This is a genomic window from Pseudomonas sp. Z4-20, assembly GCF_051131955.1.
In the GTDB taxonomy this organism is placed as follows: domain Bacteria; phylum Pseudomonadota; class Gammaproteobacteria; order Pseudomonadales; family Pseudomonadaceae; genus Aquipseudomonas; species Aquipseudomonas marvdashtae.
Genome location: NZ_CP071641.1, coordinates 3,964,864 through 3,979,186, shown reverse-complemented (window position 1 = coordinate 3,979,186; position 14,323 = coordinate 3,964,864). Strand labels below are relative to the sequence as shown.

Here is a 14,323-nt window from a genome sequence, read left to right as displayed (position 1 = left end):
TTCGGGCAACAAAAAGCCCGCTTCGCAGGCGGGCTTCTTAACCAGACCCTTCGCAGGGGTCTTCGTACTACTTCGTCTGTGGAGGACGATTTCATGCACCCAAAAAATAGCACCAACCCACTTGCATCGCAAGCATTGCTAACAGGCCATGTTGGCTTTCTCAACACGCCAATAGACAACCGAGGCATCCAGATGCTCGCCGTTGCCCCCGGCACGAACGTCGAAGACGCACTCCAAACGGCCAAGGTCCTCTCGTCAGGCCTGGGCCAGATCTGCCGGCACATGCACGACAGCCTAAATATGGGCGAGCTGGCTTACTGCGACGGTGTCGCAGCGTTGGGCTTCCTGGCTGAGACCGTGAGCGCGCTGGTTTGGGCGGCTGAGAAAGGCGTTGAGGCATATGCAGCAGAAGGGGGTGCCCAATGAGCGCCCCGCATTGGAACGCCATCATCCACGACGTAGAGATGCACCCGCGTTACGCCTGCGTCAGTGGTGCCACGCTCACCGCCGACCAAGTTAAGAAGCTTGAAACGGTTGAGGAAGCCGCTGAGCAATACGGCGATTCGATCCTGTACGGGCTGTCGGCTATCGGAGAACTACTGGTGCGCGCCGCCGAAAGTGGCGAGCTGACCAAAGACCTTGCGATGAGCACCGGCTGGCTGGTGGATAACCTGGCCCGTCTGGCCTCCACGCTTTACGAGCAGGGCGCCGCAGCTAACTACAAGCTGCACAACAACCCTCGGGGGGCTGCCAAATGAACAAGCCACTTCCGACTATGCAAGAGGCTGCGCAAGAGGCCGAGTTTCAGTTGCTCATCGCCAAAGACACGCTTGAGTGGCAGTTCGCGCTGATCAACGCTGTGCACTTGGACCATCTGCACGGGGACGGCACATCAGCTGCCGCCCTGGTTCAGATTTCGAAGTACTTCAGCGACACCGGCTTCGGGGGCGTTTACAGCGCTATCGACCTGTTCAAGGGGCTCGGCGAGACGGAGCCCGCGGCACAAACCGTGCAGCCCAAAAACGTGGCGCGGAAAAGCGGGGGTGGAAAATGACCATCGCCAAATTCCAAGGTGGCGATGCCGTCACCATGTCTTCGCAAGAGGTTGCCGAACTGGTGGGCAAGCGTCACGACAACGTGAAGCGGACCATCGAAACGTTGGTTGAGCGCAAAACCATTCAACTCCCTCAAATTGAGGAAGTTAAAAACCACCTTGGCCAGACGGTCGAGCAGTACCAGGTGTGCAAGCGCGACAGCTTCGTTGTGGTCGCCCAGCTCAGTCCTGAGTTCACCGCCGCACTGGTTGATCGATGGCAGGCTCTGGAAGAGCAGGTTGCCCGCCCCATGACCCAGGCTGAGATCACGGCCGCTAACGCGAACCATCTGGTGGCCGTCGAGCGTCAGCAGCGTGAGCAGCAGGTGGCGCTGGAGCGGATCGAAACCCGGGTGGCAAACGTTGAGCAAGTCCGCTACCTGGACTCGAGACCGGCCGGATTTGAGTCCATGACCACAATCCGCGAGCGCATCAACCTACGCCATGGCATTCCCCAATGGGTGATCAATGCCGTGATGAGGGATATACCCGGAGCGCCGCTGCCGTTCGCCATGGTGCGCAGTAAGCACGCTGACGACGGCGCGCAACCTTACCCGATCTGGCCCACCGCCGACATCACCCGCCGCTTCGACCGGTTCGTCGCCGAGTGCACTTTCGAGACCGCCGAGCGCGCTACCCATCCTGACATTCAGCAAGGCCGCTTCAAGCTGTGCCAGAGGAATCCCGCATGAAGAATGTACTGAATTTCCCCCAGTCGGCGCAGATCGTGGAGCACATCGATGAGGCGCACTTTGAAAAGTATCCGGACGCAGCCCTGTTGCTGAAGTGCTTCGAGGTCGTCAAGGACGCCATGGATGTTATCGACGAGCCTGAATATTCCATTGAGAAGGAGGATGACACGCACATTGACCTGTATCGCGCCTACTCCGCACTCAAGGTACTGTTCAGGCGCAAGACCGGTCACGATGCGAGGCAAGTTGCTCAAGACCACCAAGAGGCAATGACCCGCCACCTGCTGGCGGGTGAGCCGCGCCCTGAAAACCAAATCCCCATCGTCGTGTACCCAGTCGAGTGCCTGCCTGACGAAGCGTTCGACGGCCTGACCGATCAACAGCTGGCTTGCGCGGCGTTCAACTACAGCGACCGCGTTCGACTCCTGATCATGGGGCACTCTCCGACTGGCCTGGCGCTCGACGAGGCTCGAACCTTCTCGATTGACTCCACCACCGCACTCCGGCTGTTGGTACTGCGTCTGTCTGGCGGCTCATTGGAAGCCATGGGCGCCGGGATGTGCCGCAAGCCAGGGGAGACGCTGCAATGACGACTCCCATGGAATCAACTAGCGGAATTCCGGTAGTTACCTCCGCCACCGGTTCGGTAATCGTCGGCCCTTGGCCAAGCTATACCGCGTTCGCCGATCTGCCGGAACAGAAGCGCTGGCTGATGTACTCAGGTGCCAAGGCCCATCGCGAGATGCTGGAGCAGGCGGGCTTCGTCATGTCGGAGGCTTATGACGACTTCGTGCGCCGTGTCACGCGGGAGCTGGACATATGAGTGTTCAAGCTATGTCCTGGGCGCTTACCCAGCAGGTTGTCACCGACTCGCACACACGGCATGTGCTGTTGTGCCTGGCCAACTATGCCGACCAGTCCGGTCGCGCTGCATTCCCTGCCGTTTCGAGCCTTGCGCTTGATACCGGCCTGGCACCACGCACCGTTCAATATCGGCTCCGTGAGTTGGAGTCGATTGGGTTGATAAAGCGCGGAAATCAAGCTGTTGCCGCCGCCTATATCACCCAGCGGGATCGCGTCCCTGTCTGCTACGACCTCGACCTTTCACGGGGTGCACAGGATGCACCCCGCTCCGAACGGGGTGCACCTGAAGACGCAACGGGGTGCACGCCAGAACAGAACGGGGTGCACGCCACGACCGAACGGGGTGCACCGGGTGCACCCAATCCATCCCTTAACCACCCATTAACCATCCTTAACCAAAAAGAAGGCGCCAAGGCACCTCAGAAGGTCGGAAAGGGGAAGGCTCAAAAGTTCGATCCACTGACTGCCAAGCCAGCCAACGCATCCGACAGCGCCTGGGCAGACTTCTGTGAGATGCGAAAGGCGAAGCGGGCACCGTTGACCCTGAGAGCCTGTGAGCTGATCGCCAAGAAGCTGGCCAGCCATCCAGACCCCGATGCCGTCCTGGATAAGTCCACCACCAGCAGCTGGTCGGACATCTATCCGGATTCGGTTATGCCTGGTGCCGGCGCTAAAAACGGCAAAGCGCCGGCCTACACCAACCTGCCCGTGCACACCGAAGACATGTACCAAGGAGGCGGCAATGGCCCAGCGTTCTAATTTCCGCCGTCAGCCTGAGATGCGCTCGTTCAACGGCAGTTGCCCACATCATCCTGAGGTGGTGACGCGAAGTGAGGTTGAGCAGTTCGATGGGACGATGCAGGTCCGTGCTTGCAAAAAATGCCAGTTCCACGGGCTCCGGGTTGCGCCAGCAGGGAGCGAGGAGCATTCCCTGGCACTGGCCAACCTCAAGGCCGAGAACGTCAACACCGCGCTCATAGGCTCCGGTATCTCGCCACGGTTTGCGCAGAGCTCGTTCGACAACTACCGCGTGACGTCGCCGGCGATGGACCAGGCCCTGGAGCTATGCCAAAGCTACGCAGACAATTTCGGCGAGCATTACCGGGCCGGCCGCAACCTGCTGCTGACCGGGAACGTTGGTACCGGCAAGACGCACCTGGCCTGCAGTATCGTCCAGCAGCTCATTCGCCGGGATAACGCCGTGGCGGTGATCACTACCGCGGCGGAAATCATTCGGGTCTTCAAACGCTCGATGGCCCGTGATTCTGGCTATACCGAGGGTGACGTGATCGATGAGCTGGCGAGCTTTGACCTGCTGGCGATTGACGAGGTTGGCGCCCAGGCCGGCACCCAGTACGAGCTGGCGGTCCTACATGAAGTGATCGACCGCCGGTATCAATTGGTCAGGCCCACCGTGGTGGTTTCTAACCTGCCTGCCAAATCGAAGCAGGACGCCGAAGGAAAGCATGCCCCGAGCCTGGAGCAGTACATCGGCGCCCGGGCGCTCGATCGGCTCCGGGAAAACGGGGCATTCCTGGCCGGCTTCAGCTGGGCGTCGGCAAGGGGGCGCGCATGAGCGACTATCGAGAGCTTTACAGCGACGAGGCAGAACACGCTCTTCTCGGTGCCCTGATGTTGGACGGTGATCTATTCGACTCGATAACCGCCAGCGTCACAGTCGCTGACTTCCATGATCCGGAAAACGCAGCGCTGTTCCGGCTGATGGTTGACCTGCATGCAACCGGCGCACCGGTGGACCCGGTCACGCTTCACGATTTCAGGCCATATCTGCCCAGTGGCGCGTCGACCATTGCCTATGCAGGGGAATTGGCGAAGAACACACCCAGCACCGCCAACTGGAAGGCATATGCCCGAACGGTGGCAGAGAGAGCGGTTCTCCGCCGCTTGGTTGAAGCGGCCAACGCCGTGCGGGAGTCGGCCAGCGAGAACAAGCCGGTTGCGGAGATCATCGCCAGCGCCCAGCAAGCCATGGCGGATCTTCGCGATCTGGACACTGGCGAGCCAGATTACAAGCGTATGGACGAGGTGGTGACTCGAAACATCGACATCATCGACTCCAAATTCAACAAAACCTTGAAGACCGGTCTTTCCACCGGCCTGACGGACCTGGACAAACTGATCCGCGGCCTTCGCAAGAAGACCGTAACCATAGTCGCCGGCCTGCCAGGGAGCGGCAAGACCACGCTCGGCCTGCAAATCGCCCAGCACATTGCCTGTACCGGTCTTGGTGTGGGCATGGTTTTCTCGCTTGAGATGCCGGAGGAGGAGTTGGGAAACCGCGCGCTGGCCTCCCTCGGTAGCGTCGATCTGCAACTACTGGACAACGGCCAACTGCAGGATGAGGACTGGCCCCGCCTGACCTCGGCCGTGAGCCTGATCATGGATAAACCGCTGTATGTCAGCGACAAGTCAGGGCTGACCGTGGCGCGGATTCGGAGCATCTGCCGTCAGGTCAAGCGCAGGCACGGCCTCGACGTGGTTGTGATCGATTATATCGGCTTGATCGGTTCCGACGGGAAGGCCTTCAACCGCACCTCGGAGCTGGGAAAGATCTCGACAGGCATCGTGAATATCGCCAAAGAACTGGATGTGCCGGTGATCCTGCTGGCGCAGCTCAACCGCGACTCTACAAAGCGTCCTGGGAAAAAACCGATCGCCTCGGACCTGCGCGAATCCGGACAGATCGAGGCGGACGCTCACTGCATCATCCTGGTTCACCGGGACAACGATTCGGAGGAGGGCCAAAACGGCGTCACTGAGCTGCTCATGCCCAAATGCAGGCACGCCCCGGTAGGTTCGTGCCTTGTGCAACAGCAGGGCAAGTTCGCCCGCTTCGTCAACTTTGCAGGCCGCGAGCCCACGCAGGAGGAGGTCGAAGCAAATCGCCCCTTCGCTGGCCGCATCAAGGGGAGAGCAAATCATGAGTAACGTCAGAGCGGCACTGCCGCGCAAAAGTCTGCTCGAGCATGAGCGCAAATTTTTGAAGATCGCCGGTGCGAGCCTCGCCCAGGAGAAAATTGGCGGGCCGGCGGCGCTGTCGGACCTGCTGGACATGGTCGCCAGTTGGCACTCACTCCGTACCGATATTGAGTTCGGGGATTACTGCAAGCGCTGGGTCCAGGAGAGCAATTGCAAGAACCCGGCGGCCGACAAGCTGCTGCGCAACCTGTTGGGTCTGGACGATACCCCGCCGCCACGTCGAATTCGGAGGGCCGCCTGATGAGTGTTTATCGTGATGCTGCGCACTGCATAAGCCGGGTCATGTCGATCGAGATCCACGACGGCACCAAGAAGGCATCCTGGCAGCGCCATTACAAGGCGAGCTTCGATGACGAGCTTCCCGGGCAGTCGGTGAGTGATGACCTGTCCCCGGAGGAACGTTTGACCCAGGACTCCATGACGCGGGCGACCATCAAGCGAGCTTTGCCTGAGGTTCAATGGCAGGCGCTGGTGGGGAAGTACTCGATCAACCAGAACGAGGTGAGAGCTGCTGCCGCATACCTCACGCCGCGGGTGGTCAGTCCGGCCCACCAGTTGTTCAAGACCAAATGCGTCATGGCGTGGATGGTCCCGGAGCGTCGCAGCGGCCTTCCCGCATCGTTCTACGTGCTGCACAGTTGGGATGCTGACGGCACGCCCGACAGGACGCTGAGGCGGTGGCGATCAATCACCAAGCGCTGGCTTGACGACCAGGTGAGTGCGGCGCATCTATCGGTGGAGGTATTGCTGGAGGAGCGTGGTCTGTTGCATCAACTTGCCGCTTGACTGTGGCCGAGTGACCGCGTAGATTTCGAACCTGCGGTTTGGTGCATCACAGGATGACAACCAAATAGAGAAAGCCCGGCCATTGAGTCGGGCTTTTTTGTGACTTTCATAAACATAAAGGTGCGAAATGCTGAACCGGCTGGTTAAGAAAATCGGAGTGGATCTTTTAACCACGCTGATTGCCGCGTTTGCGCTTCTCGGACCTGCGCTTTATGTAATGGCTGCATGTTTTGAGTTTGGCAGACTCTCCTATTACCGCGCCCCAGTCGGATTCATCCAATTTGGCTCTATTGGAATATTTGACGTCCTGTCCGGGTCTGGGAGTTACGCGATCTACGGGCTCATGATTTTTTTTGGCTTCGTATTTTTACTTGCTGCCCGCGGGCGGCGTCGTATCGTTGTAGCCTCGGCGCTAGTCTCCATGAACGCAATCTTAATGCTGAGCAATACCTCCCAAATTAAGTGGCAGATATTTTTAGGCCTCACCACTCTGGTGGGGTTTTTGGTGGCCTTATTCGGTAATGCCATGCCGGGCGATCATGCGGTGCTTTCTGAGGATGACGCTGCGGCAGAGGCGCCGATCACCGAGGTTTCAATTGCCAATTTAGTAATGAAAATTTTGTCCGTGGTTGCTGCTCTCATCGCTTGGGGGTTTGTACTTGTCTCAGCTGGTACGAGCAGCGCGGAACGGCAAAGAATTTATTGGGCCAATGGCGAAGAACTTGTATTAGGATTTTATGGTGAGAGCGTTCTTACCACCTCCTACATTAATGGGGAGTTTGGCCAATCCTTCAAAATTCAAAAATTAGACGAATTTTCCAAGCAAGGCCTGCGTCAGAAGAAGTTTGGTTATATGTCAGCGCCGAAAGATTGATTTATCAACGATCGCCCATTTAACGTCTTTGTTCCTCGATGACTTAGCCGGAAATTAGCACCGGCCATCCGCACCCATACCAAGCCTCGGCATTTGCCGGGGTTTTTTCGTTAAGGGCGATGCCCAGGCCGTGTTGGCCCTTCTTATTTTGGAGTAGCGATGGACCCTACCGACCTCGGCCCAGGCACAGCTACCTGGCTGGGTGGTACCGGCACCGTGCTGCTGGGCGGCTTTCTCTGGTTGAGGAAATTCCTTTCCAAGGACGCGACCGACCGGGCGATGGATAACGCCGACATCGGCACCGTCCGCCGGCTGAATGAACTTCTCGACACTGAGCGCGCTAGGGCAAACGCTGCTGAAGCCCGGGCCGACCAGTTCGCCAAAGAGCGCAACGAGCTCGCTGCCGCGGTTGGCAGGATGGAGGGGAAGGTCGAGGCCTTGACCAGCCAGATCGCCCAGCTCACTGACAAGGTGACAACGCAGAGTGCGGAGATCGCACGCTTGCGAGCCCAGCTGGGAGGCATCAACTGATGGACAGATGCGCAATGGAATTCATCGCCCGCCGATGGTGGCGCCGAGCCGAGATCTGGATCATCGCGATCTTGCTGGTAGCCGGCGGATCCGTCTTGGGCTTCCAGGTAGCCCAGTGGTCAATGGCCAGCTGGTATACCGCCCAGGTCGCCGAGGTGCGACGCGGGTATGACGAGGCCACCAAGCAGCGCGACATGCGCTTGAACAAGCTGGCCAAGAGCGCCACCGAGGCTGCCGTCAAGGTAGAAGGCGCCGCGGGCAAGGCAACTGAGGCAGCAGAGACTGCCGGAAAAGCCGCCGACAAGGTCAACGAGGTGCTGGAACGGCAGGGCCCGTAAAGGCGCGACACGTTTCACGAACAAGCAAATTGTGTCGCGCCGCCGAGCGTGTGCCGCAGGTGACTGCGGCGCAGTTGGATCACTTCACTTTGAGAGCTTCTTGGATCAGGTCCGCATAGCTGCTCAGGAGTTTCATCTCGGCTTCTAGCGCGCTTCCAAACGTGGGTGCGTTCGCTACCTTTGACTGAATAAGTGCAAGGGCGGCCGCTACTGCTGCCTCACGTTTTGCCTCGGGGGTGCCTTCGCTCATACCTGCATGTCTGCGCAGGCTTTTAAAATGTTCGGACATGTTGCTCTCCTTGCTGTGAGTTGAGCCTCACCAATACCGGCAACCCGCCACTATTTCAAGTACTGCCCAAGCGAGGCATCAAATCGTATGAGTACAGTAAGCGCCGAGTACTACCAGATCAAAGGCATGGTCAGCGCCATGACTGCCGAGGAACAGGCAGAAGTTACCCGGGTCGAGGCTCTGGTGGTTGAGCTAGCAAAGACCTCAGAGGCAGCAGCGCTCGGTGTGATCCTCGCCTCGATCAATCTTTCCCTGGAGGCTTGATGGCGAACGCATCGCCTTGGCATCACCTATACAAGACCAAGCGCTGGTACCGGTTGCGATGGCATCAGCTACAGGCCGAGCCTACGTGCCGCCTGTGTCGTGCAATGGGTGCGGTGGAGGCGGCGAACACTGTCGACCACGTCAAGCCACACAAGGGTGACGAGGATCTGTTCTTCGATGCTTCGAACCTGCAGAGCCTCTGCAAGCCATGCCATGACAGCGCCAAGCAGAGGCAGGAGAGGACCGGCATCCTGCCAGGGCACGACGTGTCAGGCATCCCGGTTGACCCCAACCATCACTGGAACCGCGATTGAGCGAATCGATCACCGGAGCCGTTGGGGCGCGCCAGAGCCCCACTTGAAGCACGTCACAGTCCCAGGGGGCGGTCAAATAATAGCGATTCTCGCCTGATAGGACCGCCCTCGACCCTCTTCTTCATCCCTAACCCGGAAAACGCCGCCCAAACACAACGCGGCAGCATTGAGAAAATCTATGACAGCCAAGCGCACCCGCTCCGATAGCGCGACATCGGCGGTTGCTGCTATGCAGGCCGCTGCCGCTGGTCCGATACCGCCGCCAAGTTTCGTCAACATCCGCAAAGCCGACAAGCCATTTTGGGATTCCATTGTGCGCGCGCGCACGCGAGAGAGCTGGACTGACTCCGACCTGGTGCTGGCCGGCAACCTAGCTCGATGCCTTTCCGACATCGAGCGGCTTCAGAAAGAGATCGATATCGAAGGCGACATCGTCCTGAATGCTCGCGACACCCAGGTGATCAACCCGAAGCACAGTCTGTTGGAAACCCTGAGTCGCCGCGCCGTGGCATTGAGCCGGACTTTGCAAGTGCATGCCCAGGCCACCCAAGGCGAATCCCGCGACCAGGGGAAGAAGGCGACCAAGCAGCGCGCCGCCGAAAAGGTCCTGGCAAACCAGGATGACGATGATTTGATCCCCCGAGCGATGCACTGATGGCCGCCCGCCGCAGAACGCGCGGTGAAAAAGTCATCGCGTTCATCGAGAAATATTGCCGGGTACCGGAGGGCCAGCACGTCGGCAAGCCTCTGGTCCTTGACCAATTCCAAAAAGATTTCATCCTGGCGGTCTACGACAACCCGCACGGGACCAGCACCGCCTACCTCAGTATCGCCCGAAAGAACGGCAAGACCGGTTTGATCGCTGGGATATTGCTGGCTAACATCGTCGGCCCGGAGGCGGTGCAGAACTCACAGATCGTTTCTGGCGCGATGAGTCGGGAGCAGGCTGGCCTTGTGTTCAAGCTGGCGGTGAAAATGATCCAGCTCAACCCTGAACTGCAGTCGTTGATCCACATTGTGCCGAGCGGAAAAACGCTGATCGGCACGCCGTTGAACGTTGAGTACCGCGCGCTTTCCGCCGAAGGCAAAACCGCGCACGGCCTGTCACCGATCCTGGCTATCCTCGACGAGATCGGCCAGGTTCGCGGGCCTCAAAGCGATTTCATTGACGCGATAACCACAGCGCAGGGTGCTCACGCGGCGCCGCTGCTGATCGCGATCAGTACCCAGGCGGCGCAGGATAGCGACCTGTTCAGTATCTGGCTCGACGATGCCGAGAAGTCTCAAGACCCGCACATCGTCAGTCACGTTTACCAGGCTCCGAAGGACTGCAAGGTCACCGACCCAGAAGGCTGGAAGGCGGCCAACCCTGCTCTCGGTTCATTCCGGTCGCTGTCCGATCTGGAGAAACAAGCCGAGCGCGCCAACCGGATGCCGGCTTCTGAGAACACGTTCCGCAACCTTTGCCTCAATCAGCGCGTGTCCACTGTCTCGGTCTTCGTCTCCAAGGGAGTCTGGGTTGCGTGCGGTGACGATCCAGACAGCCCGGACGGCATGGATCTGTATGGAGGACTCGACCTTTCTTTCAGGACTGACCTCACGGCCTTCGTCGTCATTGGAAAGCGCGATGGAAACTGGAATGTGTGGCCGTTCTTCTGGACGCCTGAACAGGGTCTCGCTGAACGCGCCAAGCGCGACCGGGAGGCCTACGAGGTGTGGGCGCGGGAAGGTTTGCTGCTGACCACTCCGGGAGCTACCGTGGACTATGCCTACGTTGCCGCAGACATCGCCCGGATTCTTGCCGAGCTTGGCGGCGATATTCAGGCAATTGCCTTCGACCGATACCGGATTGATCTTTTCAAGCGTGACGCTGAGGCCCAAGGCGTGACCCTACCCTTGGTTGAGTACGGGCAGGGGTACAAGGATATGACCCCGGCTATCGACGCACTCGAGTCTGAATTGCTCAACGGCAGGCTCAGCCATGGAATGCATCCGGTTTTGACGATGTGTGCATCCAACGCGGTGATCCAGAAAGACCCGGCAGGCAACCGCAAGTTTGCAAAGGACAAGGCGACCGGACGCATCGACGGAATGTCGGCTCTGGCAATGGCGTTCGGCGCGACCCTTGGCGCTCCAGAAGAGATCAAGGGCGACATCGACGACTATCTCAAAAACGGATATTCCGGACTTCTATAGGCTCAATATGGCGTCTCGCTGGTACAACCCAATGAGCTGGAGTTTCTTTGGCTTCAACGATCCCAAGACGGGTGAGTACATTGAAGTCCAAACAGACATCGGCGGCCAGACGCGCTCCGGCGCTGTCATCACCCCCAAGAAAGCGCTGGCGATCCCGATTGTCTGGTCTTGCATCAAGATCCTGAGCGAAACGGTATCAGGGTTGCCGATGAAGTTGTACGAGGACCAGCCATCTGGTCGGGTTCTGGTAAAGGACAACAAACGCGCATTGCGGATTTTGGCGAAGCCAAACCCGTACATGACGATGTTGAATTTCATCAAGGCCGCCGTGGTGAACATGGCCCTACGCGGCAACGGCTTCGCACTGATTGAGCGCGCAGAAAATGGCGACTTTATTGGATTGATACCGGTCGGCGCCGATGCGGTAGAGATCGATCTGGAAGACGACTTGCTCTACTGGGTCACCCTTCAGGGCAAGCGCTTCCCTGTTTCTCCAGAGAACATGCTGCATTTTAAGCTTTTCAGCGCTGACGGAATTTGCGGGCTTTCACCCGTCGAGTTTCACAAGGAGGCGATGGGCCTGGCTAAGGCTGCGCAGGACTGGTCCGCACGGTTCATGCGCAAGGGTGGCTTCACAGGCGGCTACGTCATTTACGAAAACTTCCTGACCTCCGAGCAGCGCGATCAGGTGCTGAACAAGTTCCCCAAGATCCGTGACGGAGACGTCGAGGACATCGGGAAGATGGGGTTGCTCGAAGGTGGACCAACCATCGTACCAGCTGGCATGACCCAGAAGGATAGCCAGTTCATCGAGTCCCAGCAGTTCCAAGAAGAAGCGCTCGCAGGCATCTGGGGCGTGCCGCTTTACCTGGCCAACCGCGCTGGCAAAACCTCAATCATGGGTTCGAACCTTGAGCAGCAAACCAGCGGCTTCATCACGTTCGGCCTGAGTCCGTACATCAAGGCAATCGAGGACGAGATCAACGACAAGCTGTTCTCAGGAACGGCGTTGTTCGTCGAGTTCGTTGTCGAGGGCCTGCTCCGCGCTGATAGCGCTGGGCGCGCCACCTACTACAAGGGCGCCCTGGGCGGCTCCGGCGGTTCGGGCTGGATGACCATCAACGAGGTCCGCCGCAAAGAAAACCTTCCTCCGCTGGCTGGCGAAGAATACGACCGGGTCACCCGGTGGGAGATGCAGACCAATGTTCAGCAAGATTGAAGTGCCCTTTGAAGTAAAGGCCAGTGACGACGCCGGTAACTTCGAGGGATACGCCGCGGTGTTCAACAACGTCGACCTGGGCGACGACGTGATTCTCCCGGGCGCATTCATCAAGGTAAAGACCACGCGCGCTGGACGTCTGAAGTTGGCGCTGTTCCATGACCTGACCCGCCTTGTCGGATCCGCAGACTTCACCCAAGACAGCCATGGCCTCTACATCAAGGGCAAGGTCAATCTTGCAGTGAGCTACGCCCGTGACGCTTACGAGCTGATGAAAGAGGGCACGCTCGACAGCATGTCCATCGGCTTCAACACGATCCTTGCGGCATACGAAGAGCGCGAGGGCCGGAGCATACGCATCATCAAGCAGGCTGAACTCTGGGAGGCTTCGCTGGTGCCTTTTGGCATGAACCCGGAGGCACAAGTTACCGACGTGAAGTCGGACATCAGGAATTTTGAGAAGGCGCTGCGCGACCGCATGGGCCTCTCTCAGAAGGAGGCGGCAGCAGTCGCCTCGCTCGGCTACTCCGCAGTGCACCGTGATGGTGGAACTGAGGCCACGGCGATCGTGGAAGGGCTGAAATCACTCTCCACCACTTTTGACAATTTTTTTAAGGTGTCGCCATGACCGATCCAATCCAAGAAGTAAAAGCTACGCTCGAAACCCAGCTGAAGGAAGGTTTCACTGGCTTGCAGAAAAAGTACGATGCTGTCGCCGATGAGATGCAAAAAGGCAACACCGTCACCACGGAAATGAAATCGCAGATCGAAAAGCAAAAGGGCGAGATCGAGCGCGTCATCGAGCAGGTCCAGAAGCTGGAAGAGAAGGGTATCAAGCTCCGCAGTCAGCCCGGCGAGGCCAAGAGCTTCATCGATCTGGTGAAAAACGACGACGCCTACAAGTCGCTGCAGGCCAAGAGCGTTTCCCTGGCTGATATCGAAGTGACCAAGTCCGACATGGCCAGCATGAAGGAAATGAAGGTTACCAGCGCCGGCATCGTTGCGCCGAACTACGATCCGGTCATTCAACCCGGTATCCGCCAGGAGCTGCGCATCCGCGACCTGCTCACCACCATTCCGGTGACTGGGCAGAACTACACCTACTTCAAAGAAAACCTGCACACCCGCGGCGCGGCGCCAGTGGCTGAGGGAGCTCTGAAGCCAACCAGCAACGTGACGTTCACCAACGCAACTGATCGCGTGAAGAAAATCGCGGTATGGATGCCGGTGACGGACGAGGCTTTGGACGACGTGCCCCAACTGCTGGCATATCTCCAAGAGTTGCTGCGCTACGACCTCAAACTCGAGGAAGAGCGGCAGATCCTGAAGGGCGATGGCATCGGCGAGAACCTGAACGGCCTGATGACCCAGGCCACCGTCTATGACACCACCCTGACCAAGGCGGGTGACACCGCTATCGACCTTGTTCGTCGAGCGATCTACCAAGTTCGCAAGCAGTCGATGCTGTCGGCTGACGGCATCGTGATGACTGAGCTCGATTGGATGAACATCGAGCTGGAGAAGGATGGCGAGAATCGCTACCTCTTCGCGAACCTGCAAGGCCTGGTTACACCAGTCCTTTGGGGCCGCCCGGTAGTCACCTCCGACAGTGTTGATGAGGGTGACGCAACCACTGGTGGCGAGTTCCTGATCGCGAACTTCGCGCGCTCGTCCGTGCTGTTTGATCGCATGTCGTTCCTGTTCAAGATGGGCCTGATCAACGATCAGTTCATCAAGAACGAACGCGCGTTGCTGGTTGAGGAGCGCCTCGGCCTTGGCGTGCGTCGCCGCGAAGGCCTGGTCAAAGGCACCTTCCCGGTTGCTCCGTAATCATCCCCAAGAGGCCGGCCCATCGCCGGCCTC

At 58.8% G+C, this 14,323-nt stretch carries 22 protein-coding genes; 21 read left to right on the top strand and 1 reads right to left on the bottom strand.

Going from position 1 to position 14,323, the window contains the following annotated elements; genetic code table 11:
- Positions 1 to 93 precede the first annotated feature (93 nt).
- From J3P82_RS18050 to J3P82_RS17985, 14 genes are all read left to right on the top strand, one after another.
- On the top strand, positions 94 to 426 hold the full coding sequence (locus J3P82_RS18050) for a hypothetical protein (RefSeq protein ID WP_434558046.1): 333 nt from the start codon (positions 94 to 96) through the stop codon (positions 424 to 426).
- The gene (locus tag J3P82_RS18045) at positions 423 to 758 is read left to right on the top strand and encodes a hypothetical protein (protein WP_434558045.1); all 336 of its coding nucleotides are present in this window, start codon (positions 423 to 425) and stop codon (positions 756 to 758) included. The genes J3P82_RS18050 and J3P82_RS18045 overlap by 4 nt, the downstream gene beginning before the upstream one ends.
- Positions 755 to 1,054, top strand: a complete 300-nt coding sequence (locus tag J3P82_RS18040) for a hypothetical protein (RefSeq protein WP_434558044.1) — start codon at positions 755 to 757, stop codon at positions 1,052 to 1,054. The genes J3P82_RS18045 and J3P82_RS18040 overlap by 4 nt, the downstream gene beginning before the upstream one ends.
- Positions 1,051 to 1,785, top strand: a complete 735-nt coding sequence (locus J3P82_RS18035; protein ID WP_434558043.1) for a Rha family transcriptional regulator — start codon at positions 1,051 to 1,053, stop codon at positions 1,783 to 1,785. The genes J3P82_RS18040 and J3P82_RS18035 overlap by 4 nt, the downstream gene beginning before the upstream one ends.
- A complete protein-coding gene (locus J3P82_RS18030) occupies positions 1,782 to 2,375 on the top strand; it encodes a hypothetical protein (RefSeq protein ID WP_434558042.1) in 594 nt (197 codons plus the stop codon). Before J3P82_RS18035 ends, J3P82_RS18030 begins: the two co-directional genes overlap by 4 nt.
- A gap of 8 nt (positions 2,376 to 2,383) precedes the next feature.
- Entirely contained in the window at positions 2,384 to 2,608 is a 225-nt protein-coding gene (locus J3P82_RS18025) for a hypothetical protein (RefSeq protein ID WP_434558041.1), read from the top strand.
- Positions 2,605 to 3,408, top strand: a complete 804-nt coding sequence (locus J3P82_RS18020; RefSeq protein ID WP_434558040.1) for a helix-turn-helix domain-containing protein — start codon at positions 2,605 to 2,607, stop codon at positions 3,406 to 3,408. Before J3P82_RS18025 ends, J3P82_RS18020 begins: the two co-directional genes overlap by 4 nt.
- The gene (locus J3P82_RS18015; protein WP_434558039.1) at positions 3,392 to 4,225 is read left to right on the top strand and encodes an ATP-binding protein; all 834 of its coding nucleotides are present in this window, start codon (positions 3,392 to 3,394) and stop codon (positions 4,223 to 4,225) included. Before J3P82_RS18020 ends, J3P82_RS18015 begins: the two co-directional genes overlap by 17 nt.
- Positions 4,222 to 5,598 (top strand): replicative DNA helicase, encoded by a 1,377-nt coding sequence (locus J3P82_RS18010; protein WP_434558038.1) that lies wholly within the window; start codon positions 4,222 to 4,224, stop codon positions 5,596 to 5,598. Before J3P82_RS18015 ends, J3P82_RS18010 begins: the two co-directional genes overlap by 4 nt.
- Entirely contained in the window at positions 5,591 to 5,890 is a 300-nt protein-coding gene (locus tag J3P82_RS18005; RefSeq protein ID WP_434558037.1) for a hypothetical protein, read from the top strand. The genes J3P82_RS18010 and J3P82_RS18005 overlap by 8 nt, the downstream gene beginning before the upstream one ends.
- On the top strand, positions 5,890 to 6,435 hold the full coding sequence (locus J3P82_RS18000; protein ID WP_434558036.1) for a hypothetical protein: 546 nt from the start codon (positions 5,890 to 5,892) through the stop codon (positions 6,433 to 6,435). The genes J3P82_RS18005 and J3P82_RS18000 overlap by 1 nt, the downstream gene beginning before the upstream one ends.
- Before the next feature lie 127 nt (positions 6,436 to 6,562).
- Complete coding sequence (locus J3P82_RS17995) at positions 6,563 to 7,309, top strand: hypothetical protein (protein WP_434558035.1); 747 nt, start codon at positions 6,563 to 6,565, stop codon at positions 7,307 to 7,309.
- Between the two features lie 159 nt (positions 7,310 to 7,468).
- Positions 7,469 to 7,840 (top strand): chemotaxis protein, encoded by a 372-nt coding sequence (locus J3P82_RS17990; RefSeq protein ID WP_186651769.1) that lies wholly within the window; start codon positions 7,469 to 7,471, stop codon positions 7,838 to 7,840.
- Positions 7,840 to 8,178: a hypothetical protein gene (locus J3P82_RS17985; RefSeq protein WP_434558034.1), complete on the top strand. Its 339-nt coding sequence runs from the start codon at positions 7,840 to 7,842 to the stop codon at positions 8,176 to 8,178. Before J3P82_RS17990 ends, J3P82_RS17985 begins: the two co-directional genes overlap by 1 nt.
- Before the next feature lie 79 nt (positions 8,179 to 8,257).
- On the opposite strand, the gene J3P82_RS17980 is transcribed toward J3P82_RS17985, so the two are convergent.
- Positions 8,258 to 8,467: a hypothetical protein gene (locus J3P82_RS17980; RefSeq protein WP_434558033.1), complete on the bottom strand. Its 210-nt coding sequence runs from the start codon at positions 8,465 to 8,467 to the stop codon at positions 8,258 to 8,260.
- A gap of 87 nt (positions 8,468 to 8,554) precedes the next feature.
- On the opposite strand from J3P82_RS17980, the gene J3P82_RS17975 reads away from it, so the two are divergent.
- The 7 genes from J3P82_RS17975 (at position 8,555) to J3P82_RS17945 (ending at position 14,290) form a co-directional block, all read left to right on the top strand.
- Positions 8,555 to 8,731: a hypothetical protein gene (locus tag J3P82_RS17975; protein ID WP_434558032.1), complete on the top strand. Its 177-nt coding sequence runs from the start codon at positions 8,555 to 8,557 to the stop codon at positions 8,729 to 8,731.
- Entirely contained in the window at positions 8,731 to 9,045 is a 315-nt protein-coding gene (locus J3P82_RS17970) for an HNH endonuclease (RefSeq protein WP_434558031.1), read from the top strand. Before J3P82_RS17975 ends, J3P82_RS17970 begins: the two co-directional genes overlap by 1 nt.
- 178 nt (positions 9,046 to 9,223) lie before the next feature.
- Positions 9,224 to 9,700 carry a TerS protein gene (locus tag J3P82_RS17965; protein WP_434558030.1) on the top strand — a complete coding sequence of 159 codons (477 nt, stop codon included), beginning with the start codon at positions 9,224 to 9,226 and terminating at the stop codon, positions 9,698 to 9,700.
- Entirely contained in the window at positions 9,700 to 11,241 is a 1,542-nt protein-coding gene (locus J3P82_RS17960; RefSeq protein ID WP_434558029.1) for a terminase large subunit, read from the top strand. The genes J3P82_RS17965 and J3P82_RS17960 overlap by 1 nt, the downstream gene beginning before the upstream one ends.
- Before the next feature lie 7 nt (positions 11,242 to 11,248).
- Entirely contained in the window at positions 11,249 to 12,460 is a 1,212-nt protein-coding gene (locus J3P82_RS17955) for a phage portal protein (protein WP_434558028.1), read from the top strand.
- Entirely contained in the window at positions 12,444 to 13,088 is a 645-nt protein-coding gene (locus tag J3P82_RS17950; RefSeq protein WP_434558027.1) for an HK97 family phage prohead protease, read from the top strand. The genes J3P82_RS17955 and J3P82_RS17950 overlap by 17 nt, the downstream gene beginning before the upstream one ends.
- Positions 13,085 to 14,290 carry a phage major capsid protein gene (locus J3P82_RS17945; RefSeq protein WP_434558026.1) on the top strand — a complete coding sequence of 402 codons (1,206 nt, stop codon included), beginning with the start codon at positions 13,085 to 13,087 and terminating at the stop codon, positions 14,288 to 14,290. Before J3P82_RS17950 ends, J3P82_RS17945 begins: the two co-directional genes overlap by 4 nt.
- Positions 14,291 to 14,323 lie beyond the last annotated feature (33 nt).

Excerpts from the sequence above, each read along its gene's own strand:
- J3P82_RS18020 (WP_434558040.1), top strand. The coding sequence starts at position 2,605 with ATGAGTGTTCAAGCTATGTCCTGGGCGCTTACCCAGCAGGTTGTCACC.
- J3P82_RS18025 (WP_434558041.1), top strand. The coding sequence starts at position 2,384 with ATGGAATCAACTAGCGGAATTCCGGTAGTTACCTCCGCCACCGGTTCG.
- J3P82_RS18030 (WP_434558042.1), top strand. The coding sequence starts at position 1,782 with ATGAAGAATGTACTGAATTTCCCCCAGTCGGCGCAGATCGTGGAGCAC.
- J3P82_RS17955 (WP_434558028.1), top strand. The coding sequence starts at position 11,249 with ATGGCGTCTCGCTGGTACAACCCAATGAGCTGGAGTTTCTTTGGCTTC.
- J3P82_RS17960 (WP_434558029.1), top strand. The coding sequence starts at position 9,700 with ATGGCCGCCCGCCGCAGAACGCGCGGTGAAAAAGTCATCGCGTTCATC.
- J3P82_RS17990 (WP_186651769.1), top strand. The coding sequence starts at position 7,469 with ATGGACCCTACCGACCTCGGCCCAGGCACAGCTACCTGGCTGGGTGGT.
- J3P82_RS18050 (WP_434558046.1), top strand. The coding sequence starts at position 94 with ATGCACCCAAAAAATAGCACCAACCCACTTGCATCGCAAGCATTGCTA.
- J3P82_RS17980 (WP_434558033.1), bottom strand. The coding sequence starts at position 8,467 with ATGTCCGAACATTTTAAAAGCCTGCGCAGACATGCAGGTATGAGCGAA.
- J3P82_RS18045 (WP_434558045.1), top strand. The coding sequence starts at position 423 with ATGAGCGCCCCGCATTGGAACGCCATCATCCACGACGTAGAGATGCAC.
- J3P82_RS17995 (WP_434558035.1), top strand. The coding sequence starts at position 6,563 with ATGCTGAACCGGCTGGTTAAGAAAATCGGAGTGGATCTTTTAACCACG.
- J3P82_RS17975 (WP_434558032.1), top strand. The coding sequence starts at position 8,555 with ATGAGTACAGTAAGCGCCGAGTACTACCAGATCAAAGGCATGGTCAGC.
- J3P82_RS18015 (WP_434558039.1), top strand. The coding sequence starts at position 3,392 with ATGGCCCAGCGTTCTAATTTCCGCCGTCAGCCTGAGATGCGCTCGTTC.
- J3P82_RS18035 (WP_434558043.1), top strand. The coding sequence starts at position 1,051 with ATGACCATCGCCAAATTCCAAGGTGGCGATGCCGTCACCATGTCTTCG.
- J3P82_RS17985 (WP_434558034.1), top strand. The coding sequence starts at position 7,840 with ATGGACAGATGCGCAATGGAATTCATCGCCCGCCGATGGTGGCGCCGA.
- J3P82_RS17950 (WP_434558027.1), top strand. The coding sequence starts at position 12,444 with ATGTTCAGCAAGATTGAAGTGCCCTTTGAAGTAAAGGCCAGTGACGAC.
- J3P82_RS18005 (WP_434558037.1), top strand. The coding sequence starts at position 5,591 with ATGAGTAACGTCAGAGCGGCACTGCCGCGCAAAAGTCTGCTCGAGCAT.
- J3P82_RS18010 (WP_434558038.1), top strand. The coding sequence starts at position 4,222 with ATGAGCGACTATCGAGAGCTTTACAGCGACGAGGCAGAACACGCTCTT.
- J3P82_RS18040 (WP_434558044.1), top strand. The coding sequence starts at position 755 with ATGAACAAGCCACTTCCGACTATGCAAGAGGCTGCGCAAGAGGCCGAG.
- J3P82_RS17970 (WP_434558031.1), top strand. The coding sequence starts at position 8,731 with ATGGCGAACGCATCGCCTTGGCATCACCTATACAAGACCAAGCGCTGG.
- J3P82_RS17965 (WP_434558030.1), top strand. The coding sequence starts at position 9,224 with ATGACAGCCAAGCGCACCCGCTCCGATAGCGCGACATCGGCGGTTGCT.
- J3P82_RS18000 (WP_434558036.1), top strand. The coding sequence starts at position 5,890 with ATGAGTGTTTATCGTGATGCTGCGCACTGCATAAGCCGGGTCATGTCG.
- J3P82_RS17945 (WP_434558026.1), top strand. The coding sequence starts at position 13,085 with ATGACCGATCCAATCCAAGAAGTAAAAGCTACGCTCGAAACCCAGCTG.